The organism is Streptomyces sp. DH24 (assembly GCF_029813775.1).
In the GTDB taxonomy this organism is placed as follows: domain Bacteria; phylum Actinomycetota; class Actinomycetes; order Streptomycetales; family Streptomycetaceae; genus Streptomyces.
On record NZ_JARVKW010000051.1, the window covers coordinates 26,649 to 48,855 of the forward strand.

Sequence of the window (22,207 nt, forward strand, 5' to 3'; positions counted from 1 at the left end):
CCGGCGGCACGGGGCGGACCATCTGCATGACGGCTCCCTTCCCGCTCGGCAGACACCGGCACCAGATTATTGCGGGGTCACCCGTTCCCGGACAACTGCATGCAAACCAGACTTGCAGGCCACCAGCCTGCCATGCGGGGTCGCCGCGCACCCGACGGTCGCTCCCGGAGGCCCGCTTCCGACGTCACGCCCGTGCCTCCTATGTGATCGCGGTCGACGCTCCGACGCCGGCGGGCAGGCCGAACAGCGGTCCCGCGGCAGTTTCGGGCAGGCGGGGGCGACTGCGGCCACGCCAGGTGGGAACACAGAACGCACGCACCGCCTCATCGGTCAGCGGTGCCCGGCGGGTCGGGAAGGCCGCACATGACAACCGTCGGTGTCGAAGAGGAATACTTGCTGGTGGAAGCGGCCACCGGCCGCCTGAGCCCGTACAGCGAGAAGGTGCGGGCCGCCGCCGGTCTGGAGCCGTTCGTCGCGGCGGACGAGATCCAGTTGGAGCTGCTGCAGGCGCAGGTGGAGGTGGCCACCCCGGTCTGCGGCACCTTGGACGAGGTCGGCGGACACCTGCTGCGGCTGCGGCACGCCGTGGCCCGCGCGGCGGAGACGTACGGCTGCCGGATCCTGCCGAGCGGCATCGCGCCCATGGTGCAAGGCAGTGCCGTGGCGGTCACGGACAAGGCGCGCTACCGGGCGATGCTGCGGCAGGCGCCGCAACTGGTGGCGGAGCAGACGGTCAACGGCATGCACGTACACGTCGCGGTACCGAGCCGTCGCAGCGGCGTGGAGGTACTCAACCGGCTGCGGCCCTGGCTGCCCACACTGACCGCCATGGGGGCGAACTCCCCGCTGTGGGACGGGCACGACACCGGCTTCGCGAGCTGGCGCACGCTCGTCTTCGACCGGTGGCCGGTCAGTGGGATACCGCCGCACTTCACCGACGACACCGACTACGACGCCCGGGTACGGCACCTGCTGTCCACCGGCGTGATCGCGGACAGCGGCCAGTTGTACTGGCAGGCCCGGCTGTGCGAGCGCTATCCGACGGTCGAGGTCCGCTGCCTGGACGTACAGCCCCGCACCGACGACGCCGTGATGTTCGCCGGTCTGGTGCGCGGCATCGTGAACACGGCGATGCGCGAGGCCGCTGACGGGCGCGCGGCGCCGCAGACGAGCCCCGAGCTGCTGAAGGCGGCGATGTGGCAGGCCGCCCGTCACGGACTGAGCGGAGAGTTGATCGACCCTGCCGGCCGCCGGTGCCGCGCGGGTGACGTGGTGTACCAGCTGGTGGAGCATGTCGGCCCCGCGCTGGAGGAGGCCGGCGACACTCGCGAGGTCGGCGCCCTCGTCCACCGTCTGCTGCGGGACGGCACGGGTGCGGACCGGCAACGCCAGGTCCTGTCCAGGGGCGGCCCGGACGCCGTGATCGACATGCTCGCCGAGGCGGCCGTCATGCCGTGACACGACCTGCGTGAAGGCAGCCGATGACGGCAACCGGTGCCCGCCGACAGTGCCTGCGGGATCACGACCCCGTGCTCGACGCCGGTGCGCAGGCAGTCCAGCACCTCGTTGGCGATGACTTCACCGGGAGCGACGGCGGGCACCCCCGGCGGATACGGCTGAGGTCGCGGATGCGCTCCGCAGGGTGCAGCGCGGCGTCCCGGAGATCGCGCCCGTGTTCGACCATCTGACGGCGCCGGCCGCCGAGGGTCGCGTAGACCGGGGAGGAGGCGCTGGTGCTGCCCGGCGGGGCTGCGGCGTGGTTCCGCGGGAAGTGCGGCGGTCTGATGCGGACACCGTCACGTCGTGTCCGTGGTGTTCGACGGGTCCGGCTCCTCCGTCCCGTTCGGTGTGCCGAGGCCCGTGAGGGCGCCGACCGGGTCGAGGTCGGGGGTGCCGCGCGGCCACCAGTCGTCGTGGCCCGGCTCCGACTCGTACGCGTACCACAGTCCGTCGCGGCCGAGGCGCAGCTGGAGGTGTCCCCCGGGGTGCGTGAGGGTGTTGTGCCAGGGGCGGAAGGCGGGGAGGTCGGCGGCCAGGAGCAGGGGGCGGGCCCGGTCGAAGCGGCCGGCGGGCGGGTCCCAGAGCTCCTCGAGAACGGTGAGGCCGGCGCGTCCGCCCTGCCGCCAGGCGGCGACCGCGCGGGCCAGGTCGGCCGGGGTGCGGCCGGTGGCGGTGGCTAGGGAGGAGTAGAGCGAGCGGGTGCTCGCGGTGAGGCCGGAGCCGGGGCGGGCGGCGGCCAGGCGCACGGCGTCCTGCCACAGCGTCAGGTCTGCGACGGGGTCACGGCCGGTGGTGAGCAGCGCGTGGGCGCGGGCGGCGGCGTCGGTGGCGAGCTGGTCCAGCGCGAAGGGGTCCGGGCCGCCCGGTGCCGCCGGGTAGACCGGGGGCTGCTCGGGGTGCGGGGGCGCGGGCAACGGGGGTGGCGGTGCGGGGAGTTCCCGCCGGGCCAGGGCGTCCGTGGCGCGGACTCCGGGGAGGGCTGCCGGTGCCCGGTCCTGGGCGGCGCGGGCGGCGCGGGCGGCGCGGGCCGCGCTGAGCCGGGACAGGGCGTCCAGCAGCCGGCGTTCGCCCCGGCCGCGCAGCAGGAGCAGCACGAAGGGATCGGCGTCGAGCAGCCGCGCCGTCTGGTAGCAGAGCGCGGCGGCGTGCTTGCAGGGGTGACCGGAGTCGGGGCAACTGCACTGCGGGGCGAGGTCACCGGGGCCGGGCAGCAGGGGCACTCCGCAGTCGGCGAGGGACTGCGGCAGCTCCTTGTCGAGGAGCGCCGCGATGTGCCCGGGGCGGTCGGCGGCGGCGTCCAGGAACCTGTCCCAGTCGGCGTCGTCGAGCGTGCGCAGCCGCACCTGCACGCGGTAGGGCCGGGGCCGGGTGCCCTGCACGTACGCGAGCACGAGCCCCGGCGTGACGGTGATCGCGTCGACGTGCCCCTGCTCGGCGTAGCCCCGGCCGCGTGCCAGCCGCTTGGCGTCCAGCGCGCCCTCCTCCAGCGCCGCGACCCACGCGTTGCCCCACCAGGTCCCGGCGAACGCGCCGTCCCCTGCGGGACGTGCGGGCAACGCCGGGAAGGTCCGCCGCAGCTCACCGTCCCGGCCGGGGGCGGCCATGGAACGAGGGGTCGTTGCGGGCACGGGCGCGGGCGCGGTGGCGGTGGCGGGTGGAGGTGCGGGGCTGGTGGACTCGCGGCTCCGTGGGCCGGGGGCGGAGTCGGGGCGTGTGGTGGACGGGCGTGGGCGGGGGGCGGTGGACGGTTCGCCGGGTGAGTGCTCGGGGGTGGCGGGTTGGACCGACGGGCCGGAGTCGGCGGCCGACCGGGGGCCGTCGGACGCCGGGGCGACGGGTGCGGCGAGCCCACGCCGACCGCGTTCGGACGAGGCGGTTCCACGGGGGGCCGACCCGCGGGCAGCCGATGCACGCTCGGGTGCCTCGTCCTCGTCCGGCCGGGGCTCGGGGTCGGGGTCGGGGTCGGTCGCGTCCTGCGGGAGACGGAAGGCGCCCGCCAGCAGTTCCCGCAGCTCGCGGGCGCGCGCGGCGGCGTCGCTCCGGTCCTCCCGCGAACCGGCACCGGCGGCACCCCGCTCATCACGGCCGTGGCGTACGGCCCCCCGTCCGCCCTTGCCGCCCCGGGCGCCCCGGGCACCCGCACGCTCGCGGGACGTCGGTCCGTCCGGCGCCCCGTCGGCTCCCGCAGCACCTCGGCGTGCGGCGCGCAGCGCCTCGCGGGCCACGTCGGCCGGGCGGGCCGGACGGGGCGCGGTCCGGGCTGCACGCTGGTCGGGGTGCTCGGCGTCGGCGGGGAGGGCGGGGTCGGTGGATACGACGGAGTCCGTGGGGGCGGCGGAGTCGGTGGGAGCGGCGGGTACGACGGAGTCCCCGGCGGCGGCGGAGCCGGTGGGTACGACGAAGTCGGCGGGAGCGGCGGGTACGACGGAGTCCCCGGCGGCGGCGGAGCCGGTGGGTACGACGAAGTCGGCGGGAGCGGCGAGGGCGGCGGAGTCGGCGGGAGCGGCGGAGGGGGACTCGGCCCCGGCCGACCGTGTCCCAAGGCCATCCCCGTCCCCGGGCTCCCCCGAGCGGCGCCCGGCACCGACCGGCCGCACCGCGCGTTCCCCCGCGACCCCGGCGCCGCCCACTCCCCGGCCCCCGGCATCCGAGTCCCGGCCCCCGGCACCGCCCGCTCCCCGACCCCCGGCATCCGAGTCCCGGTCGCCGTCGGCCGGTGTCGGGCCCTCGTCCGTCTCCCCCGGCGCGGCCCCGGCGTCCGCCCGCGCCTCAGCGACGTCGGTGTCCGTTCCGTCCGGTGCTCCCTCCGCCGCACGCCGGGAGGCCATCGCCCGGCGCAGTGCCTCGCGGGCGATGTCGGCGGGGCGGGGTTCGGTGTGGCCCGCGGACGGCTCCCGTTCGTCGGCCGGCGGCTCGGTGTCCACGGGCCTGCCCCCGGGGTCGCCCGAGGCGGCCCGTCGGCTCGCCTCCCGCAGGGCGCGCCGGGCTTCCTCGGAGGGGCGCGGGGTCATGACGGCCTCCGGAGGGACACCAGGTCGGACAGGTCGCGGTCCGTCAGTTCCGTGAGGGCCGCCTCCCCGGAGCCGAGGATCGCGTCGGCCAGGGCCCGCTTGGACTCCAGCATCTCGGTGATGCGGTCCTCCACCGTGCCCTCGGTGATGAGGCGGTGGACCTGGACCGGCTGGGTCTGGCCGATGCGGTAGGCGCGGTCGGTGGCCTGTTCCTCGACGGCCGGGTTCCACCAGCGGTCGAAGTGGACGACGTGGCCCGCGCGGGTGAGGTTCAGGCCCGTGCCGGCCGCCTTCAGCGACAGCACCAGGACGGGTGTGGCGCCGCTCTGGAAGCGGTCGACCATGTGCTCCCGCTCGGGCACGGGCGTGCCGCCGTGCAGCAGCTCCGCCGGGACGGCGCGCTCGGCGAGGTGCGCGGTGATCAGCCGGGCCATGCCGACGTACTGCGTGAAGACGAGCGCGGAGCCGTCCTCCGCGAGGAGGGTGTCCAGCAGCTCGTCCAGCAGGACGAGTTTCCCGGACCTCGCGGCCTGCCGGTCGCCGCCGGACAGCTCCTCCTTCAGGAACAGGGCGGGGTGGTCGCAGATCTGCTTGAGCGAGGTGAGGAGCTTCAGCACCATGCCGCGGCGCGCCATGCCCTCGGCGGTCTCGATGGCCAGCATCGACTCGCGCACCACCGCCTCGTACAGCGCGGCCTGTTCTCGGGTGAGCGGCACGGGACGGTCGGTCTCGGTCTTGGGCGGCAGCTCGGGGACGATGCCCGGGTCGGACTTCTTGCGGCGCAGCAGGAAGGGCCGGACGAGGCGGGCCAGCCGCTCCACCGCCTCCTCGTCCTCGCCGTTCTCCACGGCGCGCGCGTGCCGGGCGCGGAAGGACTTCAGCGGGCCCAGGAGGCCGGGGGTGGTCCAGTCGAGCAGGGCCCACAGTTCGGAGAGGTTGTTCTCGACGGGGGTGCCGGTGAGGGCCACGCGCGCGGGGGTGGGGATGGTGCGCAGCGCCTTCGCCGTGGCGGAGTAGGGGTTCTTGACGTGCTGGGCCTCGTCGGCGACGACCATGCCCCACGGCTGTACGGCGAGGACGGGTGCCGCGCTGCGCATGGTGCCGTACGTGGTGAGGACGAAGCCGCCGGGCAGGTCGTCCAGGGTGCGGTCCGGCCCGTGGAAGCGGCGGACGGGGACGCCGGGCGCGAACCGGGTGATCTCCCGCTGCCAGTTGCCGAGCAGGGAGGCCGGGCAGACCACCAGCGTCGGTTCGCGGCGGGCGCGCTTGAGGTGCAGGGCGATGACGGTGATCGTCTTGCCGAGGCCCATGTCGTCGGCGAGGCAGCCGCCGAGGCCGAGGGAGGTCATGAGCTCCAGCCAGGCCAGGCCGCGCAGTTGGTAGTCGCGCAGGGTGGCGTGCAGGCCGGCCGGCGGTTCGGCGGGGCGGACGCCGGCCGTCAACCGGTCGCGCAGGGCGGCGAGGGCGCCCGCGGGCACCGCCTCGACGGTCTCGCCGTCCACCTCGGCGGTGCCGGTGAGGGCGACGGACAGGGCGTCGACGGGGTCGAGCAGGCCGAGGTCCCGTTTGCGGGCCTTGCGGACGAGGGCGGGGTCGACCAGCACCCACTGGTCGCGCAGCCGGACGACCGGGCGGTGCGCCTCGGCGAGCGCGTCCATCTCTGTCTCGCTGAGCGGGTCGCCGCCGAGCGCCAGCTGCCAGCGGAACCGCAGCAGGTCCTCGCTTTCGAAGAACCCGGTGCCGTCGGTCGCCGAGCCGGGCGCGGGCCGGACGACGGCCGTCGCGGTCAGGTCCTGCGCCAGGTCGCGGGGCCAGTGCACGGCGACACCGGCCGCGGCGAGCCGGGTGGCGGCGACGCCGAGCAGGTCGCTCAGCTCGTCCTCGGACAGCGCGAGCACGTCGGGCACGTCCTGCTCGCCGAGCCGGTCGAGCGGGGGCCAGACCCGGGCCGCCCGGCGCACCGCGAGGGCGGCGTCGACGCGCGCGCGTGGCCCGAAGGCGTCGTCCGCCTCTCCCGCCCACAGGGCCGCCGCGTCGGCCACCAGGGTGGGGTCGGCGAGGCTGTGCACCTGGACGATCGCGGCGCCCGCGGTGCGCACCCCGGCGTCGGGGTCGCCGTCGAACAGCTCGTAGGCCGACAGGTCCAGCCGGAGCGAGATCCGCACGCCCGCGTCCATGCCGGCGGCGACCTCGGCGGCCCAGTCGTGCGCGTGCGGCAGATGCTGGGCGGTGCTCGCCGCGAACGGTTTCCCGGCGGCGTAGGGGGCGGCCGGGGTGCGGGGCAGGGTGTCGGCGACCGCGTCGAGGAAGGCGCGCATCAGCGCTTCCGGTTCGGGCAGCAGCAGCGGGCCGGGGCCGGGCAGCGGGACCGCGTGCCCCTCGTACGGGAGGGCGGCGGCCACCGCCCTCAGGTGCGCGATGTCGTCCTGGTCGAGGGGTCCGGCCCGCCAGGCGTCGTGTCCGGTGGCGGTGAGGCCGGGCAGCAGGCGGCCCCGGGCGGCCAGCCGCAGCGCGTGCAGCGCGGCGGCGCCCCAGCAGGCGGTGGCGGGGTGGGCCGCCGGGTCGTGCCGGGCGCCGGCCAGCAGCCCGAGGGCCTCGCCGACCGGGAGCGTGAGCGCCGGGGTGGTCCTGCGGCGTACTCCGGCGCCGTGCCGTCGTACGACTGTGAGCTCCGTGGGGTGCGCTGCCGCGGCGGGCAGCGGGCCGCCGTCCGGGTCCCAGAAGGCGACGGTGCTCTCGCGCGGCAGGGGCGCGGGCAGGAAGACGGCCGCGAGCCGGGCGGGGACCGGACCGGCGGCGGGCCCGGGCTCCCCCGCCCGCTCGGCCACGGCGACCGTGCCGCTCATACGTCCTGTCACCTCCCGCCCCACGGCTCATGTGTCTTCGACTCTACGGGCGGGGTCTGACAACCGGCCCCGGAGCCGGGCCGGCGCGGGACGACCGCACCGGACCGGCGACCGGCGGCGGGTGCCACGACACCGGCCCCGGCGGCCCGCCGCGCATGCCACGACACCGGCCCGCGCGACCCGCGCGGGGTGCTACGGCACGGTGCGGGAGACGACGTAGACCATGACGTGGTCCGGGTTCGACAGGTTCACCACGACGTCCTGGGTGGGCGCCGGGTTCTTCTGCCTGTGGGCCAGCCCCCACCACCGGCCGTCGTCCGGGAACTTCCAGCCACTGACCTTCTGGTCGCGGGCGCCTATCGTCACGTCGCCCTTCCTCAGGTCGCCACGGGTGACGCCCATGCCGGTGAGGAACGCGTCGAGGCCCGCGGCGGTGGTGCCGAACTGGACGTAGAGCCGGCTGGTCTTCCAGTTGTTGGTCTCGTAGTAGGCGATGCGGTCCGCCGGATGCGGTATCGGCACCTGGTAGAGACGGCGCTGCACCTTGGACGGCCAGCCCGCGGTGAGGCCGGTCGCCGAGTACTTGGCCTCCTTGTCCCGGCCGCTGTCGCGGCTCTGGTTCGCGGAGATCACGAGGTAGCCGGCCGGGATGCCGATGAGCAGCACGATGGTCAGCAGGGTGAGCGCCCTGCGGCGGATCATGTGCCGGCGGTCCTCGGCGGGCCGGGGCGGCTGGTCCGGCTTCGCCGGATGCGGTACCGCGGTCACGCCGAGCCCTCCGTGGTGCGCCGGAACTGTTCGGTGGTGCGCCGGAACTGGGCGTACCGCTCGTAGCGCTCGTAGCGTTCCACGCGGCGGCGCTTGGCGCGGCGGAAGCGGCGGGCGACGAGGCGGGCGAGGTCGGCGGCGCCGACCATGCCGGCCTCGGGGCCGAGCTGGGCGCGGGCGATGCGGGCCTCGGGGCGGTAGCCGCGTCCGGTGAGGTTGCGGCGGAAGGCGTCCCGGGCGGGCCCGATCAGCAGGTCGTCGGCGGCCGAGACGCCGCCACCGATCACGAAGCAGGACGGGTCGAGGGCGGCGGCGAGGTTGGCGATGCCGACGCCGAGCCACTGCCCGATGTCCTGGAGCAGTTCGATGCACATGGCGTCGCCCTCGCGGGCCAGCTCGGTGATCATCGGGCCGGTGATGTCGGAGATGTTGCCCTTGACGTGCTCGATGATCCCGTAGGCGACCGGGGAGTCGGCGGCGGCGAGCTCGCGGGCCTCGCGCACCAGGGCGTTGCCGGAGCTGTACTGCTCCCAGCAGCCGCGGTTGCCGCACGGGCAGCGGTGGCCGCCGGGCACGACCTGCATGTGCCCGAACTCGCCGGCGACGCCGTACTTGCCGCGCTTGACCTGGCCGTCCTCCAGGATGGCGCCGCCGATGCCGGTACCCAGCGTGATCATGACGAGGTGGTCCTCGTCGCGGCCGGCGCCGAAGCGCCACTCGGCCCAGGCGGCGGTGTTGGCGTCGTTGTCGACCAGGACGGGGACGGACAGCCTGCCGGAGATGCGGTCCCTGAGGGGTTCGTTGCGCCAGGACAGGTGCGGCGCGAACAGGACGCGGTTGCGGTCGGCGTCGACCCAGCCGGCCGCGCCGATGCCGACGGCGTGCACGTCGTGCCGGTCGGACAGGTCGAGGACCAGCTCGACGATGGTGTCCTCGACGACCTTCGGGCTCTTGGACTTGTCCGGGGTCTCCGCGCGGAGCTTCTCCAGGATGTTGCCGTCGGCGTCGACCACGCCCGCCATCACCTTCGTGCCGCCGATGTCGATACCGACGGTCGGCACGCGGGGTGCCGTCAGGTGCGAGCGGCGTTCCCGGGTGCCGACCGTGCGGAGCACGGGGCGCCGGGAGCCGAGGGGGGCGCTGAAGTCGCGGTAGGTGCTCATCAGGGCCGATTCTGCCGCACGGTCACGGACAACACCGAACAGGGCAGGACGGGGGCGGTGCCCGGTCGCCGCCGGGTGCGGGCGGTCCGTGGCCGGTCGCCCCGGGGCGGCGCGGCCGTGGGCCGGCGCGGGCCCGCGCCCCGTCCGCGGCGCGGCGGCCCGGGGTGCCGTTGGTCGGGGCGGGGCCGTTCGCGGCGCGGTTCTTCAGCGGCGTCGCAGCTCGTGGCGCAGTTCGTCGAGCTCCGTGCCGCCCGCCATCTGCGTCGTCAGTTCGTCCAGGGTGATGGCGTCCCGTTCGTGGTTGCCGACCATCGCCCCACGCTTCAGCAGGACGAACCTGTCGCCCACCAGATGGGCGTGGTGCGGGTTGTGCGTGATGAAGACGACACCGAGGCCCTGGTCGCGGGCCGCCGCCACGTACTTCAGGACCACGCCGGACTGCTTCACGCCGAGGGCCGCCGTCGGCTCGTCCAGCACCAGGACCTTCGCGCCGAAGTACACGGCCCGCGCGATCGCCACGCACTGGCGTTCGCCGCCGGACAGGGTGCCGATGGGCTGGTCGACGTCGCGCAGGTCGATGCCCATGCGCAGCAGCTCGGCGTGCGTGGTGCGGCGCATGTGGTCGACGTCCATGCGCTTGAAGGGGCCGGCGCCCTTGCGGGGCTCGGAGCCGAGGAAGAAGTTCCGCCAGACCGGCATGAGCGGGACGACGGCCAGGTCCTGGTAGACGGTGGCGATGCCGCGGTCCAGGGCCTCGCGCGGGGAGGCCAGCGTGGTCTCCTCGCCGTCGAGGCGGAGGGTGCCGCCGTCGTGCCGGTGCAGCCCCGCGATGATCTTGATGAGGGTGGACTTGCCCGCGCCGTTGTCGCCGAGGACGCAGGTGATCTCACCCGCGTGGACGTCCAGGGAGACGGCTTCGAGGGCGCGGACGTTGCCGTAGTACTTGCTGACGTCGGACAGTGCGACGAGCGGCGTGCGCTGTGCGGTCTGCGTCACTTGGTGGCCTCCGCGCGCTTGCGGACCCAGGCGTTGAGCAGGGTCGCGAGGAGCAGCATCGCTCCGAGGAAGAACTTGAACCAGTCGGGGTTCCACTCGGCGAAGACGATGCCCTTGCTGGTCATGCCGAAGATGAGGGCGCCGACCGCCGAGCCGACGGCGCTGCCGTAGCCGCCGGTGATCAGGCAGCCGCCGATGACGGCCGCGATGATGTAGATCAGCTCGTTGCCGACGCCCTCGCCGGACTGGACGACGTCGTACGAGAACAGCAGGTGCTGGCCGGAGATCCAGGCGCCGAGCGCCACGCCCATGTAGAGGCCGGTCTTGGTGCGGGCGACCGGGACGCCGACCGCGCGGGCCGCGTCCTGGTTGCCGCCGACGGCGAAGATCCAGTTGCCCGCGCGGGTGCGCAGCAGGATCCAGGAGGCGACGGCGACCAGGGCGAGCCACCACACGATGGTGATCTTGAAGCCGACGCCGCCGACGGTGAGGGTGGAGGCGAAGACGTCGCGGGCCGTCGGGAAGCCCTCCATGTCGGCGATGGTCTTGGTGGAGACGGTGCCGCCGATCAGCTTGGTGAAGCCGAGGTTCATGCCGGTCAGCATCAGGAACGTGCCGAGCGTGATGATGAAGCTCGGCAGTTTCGTGCGGGTCAGCATGAGGCCGTTGAAGGCGCCGATCGCCAGGGTGGCCAGCAGGGACACGCCGACGCCGACCCAGACGTTGGCGGTCATCCCGTAGCTGAACATGGACGAGATCAGCGCCGACGAGGTGACCATGACGCCGGCGGACAGGTCGAACTCGCCGCCGATCATCAGCAGCGCGACCGGTACCGCCATGATGCCGATGGTCGAGGCGGCGTACAGGACCGTGCTGAGGCCGGCCGCGCGCAGGAAGCCGTCGGCGGCGAACGCGAAGAACACGAGGACGGCGATCGCGCCGACGACCGAGCCGAGCTCCGGGCGGCCGAGCAGGGCGCGCAGCGGAGACCTCGGCAGAAACCTTTCGTCAGTGAGGGCGCTCATCGGGTGCCCCGCTTCGTGTACTCCTCGAGCTCGGCCGCGTCGGCCCTGGTGATGATCTGCGGCCCGGTGAGCACCGGCCGGCCGCCGCCGAGGACGTCGGCGTTGTACTTGTACAGCCACAGCAGGTCGACCGCCTCGTAGCCCTGGAGGTAGGGCTGCTGGTCGACGGCGAAGCCGAGGGTGCCGTCCTTCAGGCCGGCGGCCACCTTGGCGTTCAGGTCGAAGGTGTCGATCTCGGCACGGCTGCCGGCGGCCTGCCCGGCCTTCACGGCGGTGTCCGCGTAGGGCGCGCCGAGCGTGACGACCGCGTCGACCGCCTTGTCGGACTGGAGCTTGGCCTCCACGGCGGACTGCACGTCCGGCATGCTCGTGCCGTTGACGTAGAGCCGCTGCACCGTGCCGCCGAAGGTCTTCTCGACGCCGTCGCAGCGCTGCTCGTGACCGACGTTGCCCTGCTCGTGCAGGACGCAGAGCACCTTCTTCTTCCCGCGCCCGTCGAGCTCCTCGCCGACGGCCTCGCCCGCGATCGTCTCGTCCTGGCCGATGTGGGTGAGCGCGCCGAACTCCTTGGACTTCTCCGAGCCCGAGTTCACGGTGACGACCGGGATGCCGGCCTTCGCGGCGCGCGCGAGGGCCGCCTTCATCGCGTCGGGCTTGGCGAGCGTGACGATGATCCCGTCGACCTTCTTGTCGACGGCCGCGTCCACGAGCTGCGCCTGCTGCTGCGCCTCGTCGTCGTGCGAGTAGAGGAAGTTGATGTTGTCCTTGACGGCGGCCTGCTCCGCGCCGCTCTGGACGATGTCCCAGAAGGTGTCGCCATCGCCCGAGTGGGTGATCATCGCGAAGGTCCAGCGGGGCGTGTCCACCGCCGCCCTCCCCTGGGCCGCCGCGGCCTTGCGGGCGTCCTCCGCCCGCTTGCCACCGGTGCTGCTGCACCCCGCGAGGGAGGTGCACAGTGCCCCCGCCAGCGCGATGCCTACCCAGGTCCGAAACCGTGCCACGAGGCCGTGCCCTTCTTGCTGTGTTGTCCTGCTGTGTTCTCTTGCTGTGTTCCGTGGTGCGCGAGGGGCAGGTCGCGGATTGTCCCACCGGCCCCAAACGCCCCATTGTCGAACACAGGGATCATGCATCCGGCGACCGGGGAGGGCGACTCGGTCGCATTGTCCGGACATTGAGACGAACCCGGCGGCGGAGACGGGCCGGGACCGGACGGTGCCGGCCGGACTCAGGGCCGTACGAGGAGCTGGAACTCGAAGGAGTAGCGGGACGGCCGGTAGGTGTGCGTGCCGTACTCCACCGCGCGGCCGGTGTCGTCGAAGGTGACGCGCTGCATGGTGAGCAGCGGCGCGCCCTCGGGCTCGGTGAGCCGTTCCGCCTCGGCGGCCGTGGCGGCGCGGGCGCCGATGGTCTGACGGGCGCTGTGCAGGGTGATCCCGGCGGCGCGCATCAGCCGGTACAGACCCGTCGCCTCCAGCTGGCCAGTGTCCAGTTCGAGCAGGCCGGGCGGCAGGTAGTTGCACAGGTACGCCATCGGCTCGCCGTGCGCGAGCCGCAGCCGTTCGACGCGGTGCACGTCGCTGTCCTCGGCGACGCCGAGCGCCGCCGCGATTTCGGCGGAGGCCGGCACGACCGCGTTGACCAGGACTTTCGTGGCCGGGCGCTGGCCCGCCGACTCCAGGTCGTCGTAGAGGCTGCTCAGTTCCAGGGGGCGTTTGACCTGGCTGTGCACGACCTGGGTGCCGACGCCCCGGCGGCGCACCAGCAGTCCCTTGTCGACGAGGGACTGGATGGCCTGGCGGACGGTGGGCCGGGACAGGCCGAGCCGGGCCGCGAGCTCGATCTCGTTGCCGAGCAGGCTGCCGGGGGTCAGCGCGCCGTGCTCGATCGCGGCCTCCAGCTGCTGCGACAGCTGGAAGTACAAGGGCACCGGGGAGCTGCGGTCCACACGGAGATCGAGCTGCACGGTCGGGTCCACTCCTGGTTTCGGCACGGCCCGAGCGTAGCTCCGTGCGTTGTTGACGGGAAGTTGTGTAGTTCGGTTGTCCGGACATACGCATTGACAGGGGCGGGGCGGGGCCGCACTTTGTTTCCATGCGCATCGGGGTCATCGGGACGGGCCGCATCGGCACCATCCACGCGAACACACTCAGCCGGCATCGCGACGTCGGGTCCCTGATCCTCACGGACACCGACGGCGCGCGGGCCCAGGAGCTGGCGCACCGGCTGGGCGAGACGGCGGCCCCCGGCGTGGACGAGATCTTCCGGTGGGGCGTGGACGCCGTGGTGATCACCACGGCGACACCGGCCCACGCCGACTACATCGGCCGGGCGGCGCGGGCGGGGCTGCCGGTGTTCTGCGAGAAGCCCATCGCCCTCGACCTGCCGGGCACGCTGCAGGCGATCGCCGAGGTGGAGGCGGCCGGGACGATCCTGCAGATGGGGTTCCAGCGCCGTTTCGACACCGGATACGCGGGTGCTCGGGACGCGGTGCGGTCGGGGCGGCTCGGGCGGCTGCACACCGTCCGGGCGATGACGTCCGACCAGGCGCCGCCGCCCGCCGCGTACCTGCCGCTGTCCGGCGGGCTGTACCGGGACACACTGATCCACGACTTCGACGTGCTGCGCTGGGTGACGGGGCGGGAGGTGGTCGACGTGTACGCCACCGGGTCCGACGCCGGGCCGCGGATGTTCCGGGACGCCGGTGACGTGGGCACGGCCGCGGCGCTGCTCTCGCTCGACGACGGCACGCTGGCGACGGTCACCGGGACACGGTTGAACGGCGCCGGTTACGACGTCCGCATGGAGCTGGCCGGGGAGCTCGACCAGATCGTCGTCGGCCTGGACGACCGTACGCCGATCGCGTCCACCGAGCCGACCGGGCCGCCCGCCGCCGACAAACCGTGGTCGGGGTTCCTGGAGCGCTTCGCGCCCGCCTACGCGGCCGAGCTGTCGGCGTTCGTGGAGGTGGTGCGGGGCGAGCGGCCCAACCCGTGCGACGGGCGCGAGGCGTTGCAGGCCCTGCGCGTCGCCGAGGCCTGCGAGGTGTCCCGCCGGGACCGCCGACCGGTACGGCTGGTGGAGATCCCGGGCGGGCGCGAGTCGCCGACGGGGTGAGTCCCACTCCCCGTGACCCGCGCCCGCGCCGCGGGGCCGGGCGCCACCCCTCCACCCGGCGGTTCCCGTCGAGCGCAGCCGCGGAGGCGCGTTTCGTGGCGCCCCGTGCGGTGCCGGTGGCCACGGCTCCCGCGCCTCGTGCCGGGCAGGTGTTCACGACGACCGGTGCCGCACCTCCGAGTCGGCCGCCACGGACGCCCACAGCTTCTCCGTCACCTCGTCCAGCTGCTCGAACCGCTGCGTGATCCGCTTCAGCACGGAGGGCGCGGACGTCGCCTCGTAGCGCAGGGCGAGCACGCCCATGGCCTCCCAGTGCCGGGTGGCCTCCTCGTGCAGGGTCAGGCTGCGGTCCGAGGCGCCGGCGACCTCCAGGGAGCGGGCCATCAGCTTCAGACTGGGCACCGCGTACAGGACCGAGGCGTGGTGGAAGAGGCGGCGGGCGCCGAGCGCGGCGCGTTCGGGCGGCCCCGCGAAGCACTCCTCGCACAGCGCCCGGTAGCGGCGGACCGCCTCCCGGAAGCGGTCCTCGGCGAAGAACCGCTCCGCCTGACGGGCCAGGGCACCGCTCAGCTCCGCGCCGTCCGGACGTCCCTCACCGGTCGCCTGCGCCCGGCCGTCGGCGCGGAGGTCGTCGGAGACGGCGTAGAAGAAGCCCATCGCGTCGTGCGCGTCGCTCTTGATCCGGTCGGCCGTCGAGCGGATCAGGTCGTCGAAGGTCACCACGGCGCGGCAGCTGAACGGCTGCGGGCCGACGACGAGGCTGTCGTGCACCTCGACATGGCCGTGATCGGCGGCGATCTCCCGGACGACGACGGCGTGCAGGTACGGGTTGTTGTCCCGGTAGACGTCGGCGTAGTTGAGGTGAGCGGTGTTGACCCACACGATGACCGCCCGGTGCCGCTCCAGCAGGGCTTCGAGCTGCGGGCCCGGCGCCCCGAAGTCGATGGCCTCCTTGTGCACCGTGAAGGCCGACCGGGTCATGCCGAGCGCGCCGGCCTCCTCGACCGGGAAGATGTACTCCGGATACCCCGACTCGTCCAGGCCCGCCTGGAACAGGTAGCCGTCCCCGCGTTCGAAGACGGCCTGTTCCTCCACCGGGCGGCCGGCGATGCCGGCGAGGACCGAGTAGCTTCCGGTGAGGCAGTTGACGGCGGTCTCGTCGAACCGCTCGATGATGTGGCTGTCCATCGGCGTCAGCCCCGCAGTTCGAGCGTGCAGCACTTGACGCTGCCGCCGGCCTTGAGGAGTTCGGTCAGCTCCACGCCGACCGGCTCGAAACCGCGCTCGGCGAGCCGGCGGGCGAGTCCGGTGGCCGCCTTCGGCAGCAGGACGTGCCGGCCGTCGGAGAGCATGTTCAGCCCGAACACCGCCGCGTCCTCGTCGGTCGCCAGGACGGCGTCCGGGAACATCTCGCGCAGCACCGCCCGGCTCCCCTCGGAGAACGCCTCCGGGTAGTACGCCACCTCGTCGTCCGACAGCACGGCGAGCGCGGTGTCCAGGTGGTAGTACGACGGGTTCACCAGCCGGAGACTGGTGACGGGCAGCCCGAAGAACTCCTGGGCCTCGAAATGCGAGCGCGGGTCGGTGCGGAAGCCCGTGCCGGCCAGCAGGCGGCGGCCGACGACGAGGTAGTCGCCCTCGCCCTCGTTGATGTGCTCCGGCCAGTACAGCTCCTCGAAGCCCTGCCGCCGGAACCACTCCAGATAGCGGGGGCCCTCCGCGGTGCGCTCGACGTGACGGAAGCGGGCGCCGAACACCTTGCCGTCGACCACCGTCGCGCCGTTGGCCGCGAACACCATGTCGGGCAGTCCCGGGACCGGCTCGATCTCCAGCACGGTGTGCCCGAGTTCCCGGTACAGGTCGCGCAGCCCCTCCCACTGGCGCAGCGCGAGGGCGCCGTCCACGGGCTTGCCGGGGTTCATCCACGGGTTGATGGAGTAGGTGACGTCGAAGTGGCGCGGGGGGCACATCAGGAACCGGCGCGGGGTCGCCGTCCGGTTCCGGTCGTCTCTCACGGACTGGTTCGCAGTCATGCGTGCTGCTCTCCTGGATAGGCGGAACGAGAGGAATCGGGGTCGTTCCCGCCGTCGACGGCGGGGGTGGTGCGCGCGACGGCGGCGGCGGTGAGGCGGCCGTCGGGACTGCTCCAGTCGGCGAACCGCCAGCCGGCCGGTGCGCCGGGGTCCGTGAGGTCGACGGCGCGCAGTCGGCCGAGCGTGGTGACGCCCACCTTCACCAGGGCCTCCTTGCGCACCCACAGGCGGAGGAAGGAGCGTGCGGGGTCCGGGGCGGCGCGGACCGCGGCGAGTTCCGCGGGCGCCAGCGACCGGGCGGCCACCCGCGCGTCGAACACCGCGGCCGAGGCGTCCTCCACGTCCACGCCGACGGGGCCCGGGCCCGCGGCGGCGGCGACCGCGCCCCGCGCGTGGGACAGGCTGACGCCGACGCCGGGGTGGTCGCGGAGGTAGGGCCGGCCGTGGTCCTCGCCGCCGCACCCGGCACACACCTGACCGAGCGTCAGACCGGCGGGCGGCACGCCGAGCAGGCGCGCCGCGCACACCCGTACCAGCGCGTGGGCGGCCAGGTAGTCCTCGCGGCGCTCCCCCGCCGGCAGTCGGGCGGCGCGGTGCTGTTCGTACGGGGCGAGCGTGACCGAGTCCAGCAGCGGCAGGACGTCCGCGGTGGCGCGCACCAGGGCGAGCGGGGTCATGGACGGGTCGGGTCCGTCCGGTCGCGGTACGGCCTCTTGCGGCGTGGCCGGTGCGGCGGCCCGGCGGGGGGGCACGGCCGGGGTCGTGCCGCCGGTGCGCGATGGCGGGATGGGCACTGCCTGTTCCTCCGCTCGTGGGTCGGTCGGCTCCGGGTGTCGGGGCTGTGGGGGTGCCGCTCAGTGGCCCATGCCGACTCCTCCGTCGACGGGCAGGACGGTGCCGGTGACGTAGCCGGCGGTCTCGGCGGTGAGGTAGCCGACCGCCGCCGCGACCTCCTCGGTGGTGGCCGTGCGGCGCATCGGCACGGTCGCCAGCAGGCTTCGCCGCTTCTCCTCGGGCATGGCCGCGACCATGTCCGTGTCCGTGTAGCCGGGGGCGACGACGTTGACGGTGATGCCGTGGCCCGCGACCTCCAGCGCCAGCGACCGGGCCAGGCCGATGAGTCCGGCCTTGGAGGCGGCGTAGTTGGTCTGCCCGACCGCGCCGGACAGCGCGACCGTGGAGGACATCAGGACGATGCGCCCCCAGCGGGCCCGCATCATGCCCCGCAGGACCGGCCTGATCCCGTGGAAGGCGCCCAGCAGGTTGGTGTGCAGCGGTGCCCGGAAGTCCTCCGCGGTCATGGCGGCGAGCGGCCGGTCCCGGGTGATGCCCGCGTTGTGGACCAGCACCTCCACCGGGCCCAGCTCCGCCTTGACCTGTGCGCAGGCCTCGGTCACCGCCTCGGCGTCGGTGACGTCGCAGCGCACGGCGAACAGCCCCGCGGGCGGCTCACCGGTGCGGTGGCTGACGGCGACCCGGTCGCCGCGGGCGGCCAGATGCCGTGCGACGGCGAGGCCGATACCGCGGTTCCCGCCGAGCACCAGGGCAGTTCGGGGCATGGTGAGTCCTTCTCCGTTTCCGGGCCTCCCGCGCGGGAGCCGGTCCGTGCGCCCGTACGGAAAGGCCGTCCGGGTCGGTGTTCGGGTCGTGGCGGCGCCGGGCCAGGTCCGCACAGGGGCGACTGCCGCGCGACGCCCCTGTGCGGACCCGGCCTAGCGGTCCCGCTCCGGTGGCCTGTCGCCGAGCGCGTCCAGCGCCTTGGCCACCAGGTCGCCGATCTCCCGGGCGGGCCGGGCGTTCATCATCTCCAGGTGGGTGCAGGCGATTCGGTGCTCCAGCAGCCGGCCCTCGACGTACGGCAGCCACGGTTCGCTGAACGAGGACGGCCGGTTCGGTTCCTCGGCGGCGACGAAGAACAGCACGTCGCCCCGGTACCGTTCGGGCCGGAACTGGTCGCGCAGCCGGATCAGGTTCTCCACGACGGCCAGCAGCCGCCGCTCGTCGGGCACGACCTGGCGTACGGCGGCCGTCTCCGTCTCGATCAGCTCGCGCAGGTCGGCCGGTTCGACCTCGTCTCCGGAGACCATCACCGTGTCCAGCATCGCGACGAGTTCGACCCGCTCGCCCTCGGCCTGCAGCCGCGCGGCCAGTGAGTGGGCGACCAGCCCGCCGAAGGACCAGCCGAGCAACCGGTACGGTCCGTGCGGACTGACGGCGCGGATCTGGCGCAGGTAGTCCTCCAGCAACTCCTGGTAGCTGTCCGGCATCCGTGCGCCGGCGGTGATGCCGCGCGCCTGCAGGGCGTAGACCGGCTGCTGCGCGTCCAGTCGGCGCATCAGCGCGGCGTAGCTCCAGCTGAGCCCGAATCCGGGGTGGACGCAGAACAGCGGGGGCCTGCCGCCGCGGGTGCGCAGCGGCAGCAGCACACCGAAGTCGTCGGCCGGGGCCTTCGCGCCCGGTGCGCTCGCGGGCGTGGCACCGGCCGGGCGCAGCCGCTGGGCCAGGCCCTGCACGGTCGGCGTCTCGAACAGGTCGCGCACGGTCAGTTCGGCGCCCAGCCGCGCGCGGATGCGGCGGACGAGCCGGATCGCGATGAGTGAGTGCCCGCCGATGTCGAAGAAGCTGTCGGTGGCCGACACCTCGGGCAGGCCGAGTGCCTCGGCGAACAGCGCGGCGAGCGCGGTCTCGTCCGGTGTACGGGGCGGGCGTCCGGCCGGGGCGCCGAAGCCGGGGTCGGGCAGCCGGCCCCGGTCCAGCTTCCCGGCGGGCGACAGCGGCAGCGCGTCGAGCGGCACGACGGCGGCCGGGACCATGTACTCGGGCAGCAGCCGGGCGACCGCGGCGCGCAGCCGGGCGGGGTCGGGCGTGGTGCCGGGTGCGGGCGTGACGTAGCCGACCAGCCGGCGTTCGCCCCGGCCGTCCTGGTGCAGGACGACGACGGCCTGGGCCACCTCGGGCTGTTCGGCGAGGACCGCCTCCACCTCGCTGGGCTCGACGCGGAAACCGCGGAGCTTGACCTGGTCGTCGGCGCGTCCGACGTACTGGAGTTGTCCGTCGGGGCGGCGCAGCACGATGTCGCCGGAGCGGTACATGCGCGCGTCCGGCGGCCCGAAGGGGTCGGCGACGAAGCGGGCCTCGGTGAGGTCGGGCCGGTTCAGATAGCCGCGGGTGACACCGGCGCCGGCGATGTACAGCTCGCCGGGCACGCCGACGGGCAGGGGCCGCATCCGGTCGTCCAGCACGTACAGGCGGGTGTTGCGCAGCGGGCGCCCGATGGGCGGCGCGTCGTGCCCGGGCCGGCCCTCGTCGTCGCGGGTGGCGGAGGAGCTGGCGTACACGGTCGTCTCGGTGGGGCCGTAGGCGTTGACCAGCCGGGCCCCCGGCAGGGCGGCCCGCAGCCGGGCGGCGACCTGCGGGGACAGTGCCTCGCCCGCCAGGACGAGGTGGTCGGCGCGCAGGTCGGGCGCGCCGTCGGTGATCAGCCGGTCCAGCACCGAGGGGACGCCGCTGACGAGGGTGCCCCGCCAGCCGCCGCGCTCGCCGATCTCCAGCAGGTCGCGGACGACTTCGATGCTGCCGCCGTTGAGCAGCGGCCCGAGGATCTCGAACACGGAGACGTCGAAGCTCAGGGAGGTGGCGGCGAGCACCCGCTCCAGCCCGTCGCCGAAGGCGTCCGCCGCCCAGGCGACGAGGTTGGCGATGTTGCGGTGGGTGACGGCGACGCCCTTGGGCCGGCCGGTCGAGCCCGAGGTGTAGATGCCGTAGGCGGTGTGGTCGGCGGTCACGGCACGCTCGAACGTGGCGTCACCGGGCGCGTCGAGGACAGCGCGCACCTGCGGGTCGTCACAGAGCAGGACCGGGGGTGCGCCGGGGCCCGCGGGGAGGCTGCCGACGGCGGACGACTCGCTGATCACCAGGGCGGGGGCGGCGTCCCGCACCATGAACGCCAGCCGCTCGGGCGGGTAGACGGGGTCGAGTGGCACATAGGCGGCGCCGGCTCTGAGCACGGCGAGCAGGGCGACGACGGTGGTGGCGGAGCGGTGTGCCGCCAGGCCCACGAAGTCGCCCTCGCCGACGCCGCGTTCGGCGAGCAGCCGGGCCATCCGGGCGGACGCCCGGTCGAGTTCGCGGTAGCTGAGGGTGTCCGAGCCGCAGACGACGGCGGTGGCGTCGCCGCGCCGGGCGGCCTGCCGCGCGAACAGGGCGGGCACGGTGTCGTCGGTGAGGGGTGCGGCGGTGTCGTTCCAGTGGTGCAGGACGCGCCGCCGCTCCTCCTCGTCCATCAGGTCGAGGCCGGCGAGGGGGGTTTCGGGGTGGGCGCAGACGCCGGCGAGGAGGTGGGCCAGGTGGTCCGCGAGGGCGTGGACGCCGCTGTCGTCGAAGCGGTCGGTGTCGTACTCGACGTAGATGCGGAGGTCGTCGCCGGACTCCACGAAGGTGAGCATCAGCTCGAACGCGGCCGTCGCGTTGGCGATCGGCAGGGACTGGGTGCGCAGTCCGGCCTCCGGCTGGGCCTGCGGGCCGGTGCGGACGTGGTTGAGGGCCAGCTGGAACACCGGCTGACGGCCCGCGATCCGGGGCGGGTTGACGGCCTGCACCAGCTCGTGGAAGGCCACGCCCTGATGGCGCATTGCCTGGAGGGTGCGGCCCTGGACCTGGCGCAGCAGCGGCAGGAAGGGCTCGTCGGTGTCGAACCTGGCGCGCAGCGGCATGGTGTTGACCGTCAGGGCGACCAGGTTCTCCGAGCCGGGTTCCAGACGGGTGGACAGGGGCACGCCGAGCACGATGTCCCGCTCGCCGGTGTAGCGGCCGAACAGGGCGAAGGCGCCGGCGGCGAGCACGGAGAACAGGCTCGCGCGGTGTTCCTCGGCCAGGGCGCGCAGTCGGGCGGCCAGCGGGGCCGGCAGGTCGCGGCGGTGGGTGGCCGCGTGCCGCCGGGTGGTGCCGCCCAGCCGGGCCATGGGCAGGTCCAGCGTCGCGGGCGCGCCGTCGAGTTCGGCGCGCCAGTGCTCCAGGGCGCGGGTCCGGCGCCGGTCGTGGGCCGCGGAGAGCCGGGCGGCGACGTGGTCGGCGTAGCTCGGGGCGGGCGGCGGCAGCGGGTTCGGGCGGCCCTCGGCGCACGCCCCGTACAGGGTGGTGAACTCGCGGGCGAGGACGTCGAGGGAGTCGCCGTCGGCGATGGTGTGGTGGGCGACGAGCAGCAGGACGTGGCGGTGCTCGCCGAGCCGGAACAGCGTGGCCCGCAGCAGCGGCGCCGCGTCCAGCCGGAAGGGCCGGTCCTGTGCCCGGGTGAAGTGCCGGTCGAGGACGGCGTCGACGAGGTCCGGGTCCGTGGCCGTGAGGTCGGTCTCCTCGACGGGTACGGTCACCGAGTCCGCGATCGACTGCCGCGGTCCGCCCTCGTGTTCGGTGATGCCCACCCGCAACGCCTCGTGCCGCTCGGTCAGGGCACGCAGCGCGCCGTCGAGGGCGGCGCGGTCGAGCGGGCCGTCGAGCCGCAGTGCCAGGGCCAGGCTGTGGGTGCCGGGCCGCTCGTGCGCCGCCTCGGCGAACAGCACGCTCTCTTGGGCGGGGAGAAGGGGAAGGCTCCTGGCCTCGTTGTTCATGTCAAGTCCCGTCGGCAGGGGGCGGGCGGGCACGGCCCGCGATGGTGCCAGGGGTGTCCGGTGCGCCGGGCGGGCGGCGGGCAGCGGCGCCCGCCCGGTGGACAGGGCGCTCCCGGGACCTGCCCGGCAGCTCCGGTCGCCTGCC

General features: G+C 74.4%; 15 protein-coding genes and 1 pseudogene. 2 read left to right on the forward strand and 14 right to left on the reverse strand.

The window, feature by feature from the left end:
* Nucleotides 1–363 precede the first annotated feature (363 nt).
* Nucleotides 364–1,458, forward strand: coding sequence for a glutamate--cysteine ligase (locus tag QC282_RS28505; protein WP_279552458.1), 1,095 nt, complete (start codon nucleotides 364–366; stop codon nucleotides 1,456–1,458).
* A gap of 50 nt (nucleotides 1,459–1,508) precedes the next feature.
* Here QC282_RS28505 and QC282_RS28510 read toward each other — a convergent pair.
* The 9 genes and pseudogenes from QC282_RS28510 to QC282_RS28550 all read right to left on the reverse strand — a co-directional run.
* Nucleotides 1,509–1,616: pseudogene (locus QC282_RS28510) on the reverse strand (aminoacid decarboxylase); the annotation flags it as partial.
* A gap of 180 nt (nucleotides 1,617–1,796) precedes the next feature.
* Nucleotides 1,797–4,511 carry an SWIM zinc finger family protein gene (locus QC282_RS28515; RefSeq protein WP_279552459.1) on the reverse strand — a complete coding sequence of 905 codons (2,715 nt, stop codon included), beginning with the start codon at nucleotides 4,509–4,511 and terminating at the stop codon, nucleotides 1,797–1,799.
* On the reverse strand, nucleotides 4,508–7,357 hold the full coding sequence (locus tag QC282_RS28520) for a DEAD/DEAH box helicase (protein ID WP_279552460.1): 2,850 nt from the start codon (nucleotides 7,355–7,357) through the stop codon (nucleotides 4,508–4,510). The genes QC282_RS28515 and QC282_RS28520 overlap by 4 nt, the downstream gene beginning before the upstream one ends.
* A 192-nt stretch (nucleotides 7,358–7,549) precedes the next feature.
* On the reverse strand, nucleotides 7,550–8,125 hold the full coding sequence (locus QC282_RS28525; RefSeq protein WP_279552461.1) for a sugar kinase: 576 nt from the start codon (nucleotides 8,123–8,125) through the stop codon (nucleotides 7,550–7,552).
* Nucleotides 8,122–9,288: an ROK family glucokinase gene (locus QC282_RS28530; RefSeq protein WP_279552462.1), complete on the reverse strand. Its 1,167-nt coding sequence runs from the start codon at nucleotides 9,286–9,288 to the stop codon at nucleotides 8,122–8,124. Before QC282_RS28530 ends, QC282_RS28525 begins: the two co-directional genes overlap by 4 nt.
* A 204-nt stretch (nucleotides 9,289–9,492) precedes the next feature.
* A complete protein-coding gene (locus QC282_RS28535; RefSeq protein WP_279552463.1) occupies nucleotides 9,493–10,284 on the reverse strand; it encodes an ATP-binding cassette domain-containing protein in 792 nt (263 codons plus the stop codon).
* The gene (locus tag QC282_RS28540; RefSeq protein ID WP_279552464.1) at nucleotides 10,281–11,309 is read right to left on the reverse strand and encodes an ABC transporter permease; all 1,029 of its coding nucleotides are present in this window, start codon (nucleotides 11,307–11,309) and stop codon (nucleotides 10,281–10,283) included. Before QC282_RS28540 ends, QC282_RS28535 begins: the two co-directional genes overlap by 4 nt.
* Nucleotides 11,306–12,310 (reverse strand): sugar ABC transporter substrate-binding protein, encoded by a 1,005-nt coding sequence (locus QC282_RS28545; RefSeq protein ID WP_279552465.1) that lies wholly within the window; start codon nucleotides 12,308–12,310, stop codon nucleotides 11,306–11,308. Before QC282_RS28545 ends, QC282_RS28540 begins: the two co-directional genes overlap by 4 nt.
* Before the next feature lie 224 nt (nucleotides 12,311–12,534).
* Complete coding sequence (locus QC282_RS28550; RefSeq protein ID WP_279552474.1) at nucleotides 12,535–13,272, reverse strand: GntR family transcriptional regulator; 738 nt, start codon at nucleotides 13,270–13,272, stop codon at nucleotides 12,535–12,537.
* A 128-nt stretch (nucleotides 13,273–13,400) separates the two neighbouring features.
* On the opposite strand from QC282_RS28550, the gene QC282_RS28555 reads away from it, so the two are divergent.
* Nucleotides 13,401–14,423 carry a Gfo/Idh/MocA family oxidoreductase gene (locus QC282_RS28555; RefSeq protein ID WP_279552466.1) on the forward strand — a complete coding sequence of 341 codons (1,023 nt, stop codon included), beginning with the start codon at nucleotides 13,401–13,403 and terminating at the stop codon, nucleotides 14,421–14,423.
* Between the two features lie 153 nt (nucleotides 14,424–14,576).
* On the opposite strand, the gene QC282_RS28560 is transcribed toward QC282_RS28555, so the two are convergent.
* The 5 genes from QC282_RS28560 to QC282_RS28580 all read right to left on the reverse strand — a co-directional run bounded on the left by QC282_RS28560 (nucleotide 14,577) and on the right by QC282_RS28580 (nucleotide 22,062).
* Nucleotides 14,577–15,611: a hypothetical protein gene (locus QC282_RS28560; protein WP_279552467.1), complete on the reverse strand. Its 1,035-nt coding sequence runs from the start codon at nucleotides 15,609–15,611 to the stop codon at nucleotides 14,577–14,579.
* Nucleotides 15,612–15,616: 5 nt separating this feature from the next.
* Nucleotides 15,617–16,456 (reverse strand): dimethylargininase, encoded by an 840-nt coding sequence (ddaH, locus tag QC282_RS28565; protein ID WP_279552468.1) that lies wholly within the window; start codon nucleotides 16,454–16,456, stop codon nucleotides 15,617–15,619.
* Nucleotides 16,453–17,250, reverse strand: a complete 798-nt coding sequence (locus QC282_RS28570; RefSeq protein ID WP_279552469.1) for a 4'-phosphopantetheinyl transferase superfamily protein — start codon at nucleotides 17,248–17,250, stop codon at nucleotides 16,453–16,455. Before QC282_RS28570 ends, ddaH begins: the two co-directional genes overlap by 4 nt.
* 60 nt (nucleotides 17,251–17,310) lie before the next feature.
* Complete coding sequence (gene fabG, locus QC282_RS28575) at nucleotides 17,311–18,015, reverse strand: 3-oxoacyl-ACP reductase FabG (RefSeq protein ID WP_279552470.1); 705 nt, start codon at nucleotides 18,013–18,015, stop codon at nucleotides 17,311–17,313.
* 153 nt (nucleotides 18,016–18,168) lie between these two features.
* Nucleotides 18,169–22,062 carry an amino acid adenylation domain-containing protein gene (locus tag QC282_RS28580; RefSeq protein ID WP_279552471.1) on the reverse strand — a complete coding sequence of 1,298 codons (3,894 nt, stop codon included), beginning with the start codon at nucleotides 22,060–22,062 and terminating at the stop codon, nucleotides 18,169–18,171.
* Nucleotides 22,063–22,207 lie beyond the last annotated feature (145 nt).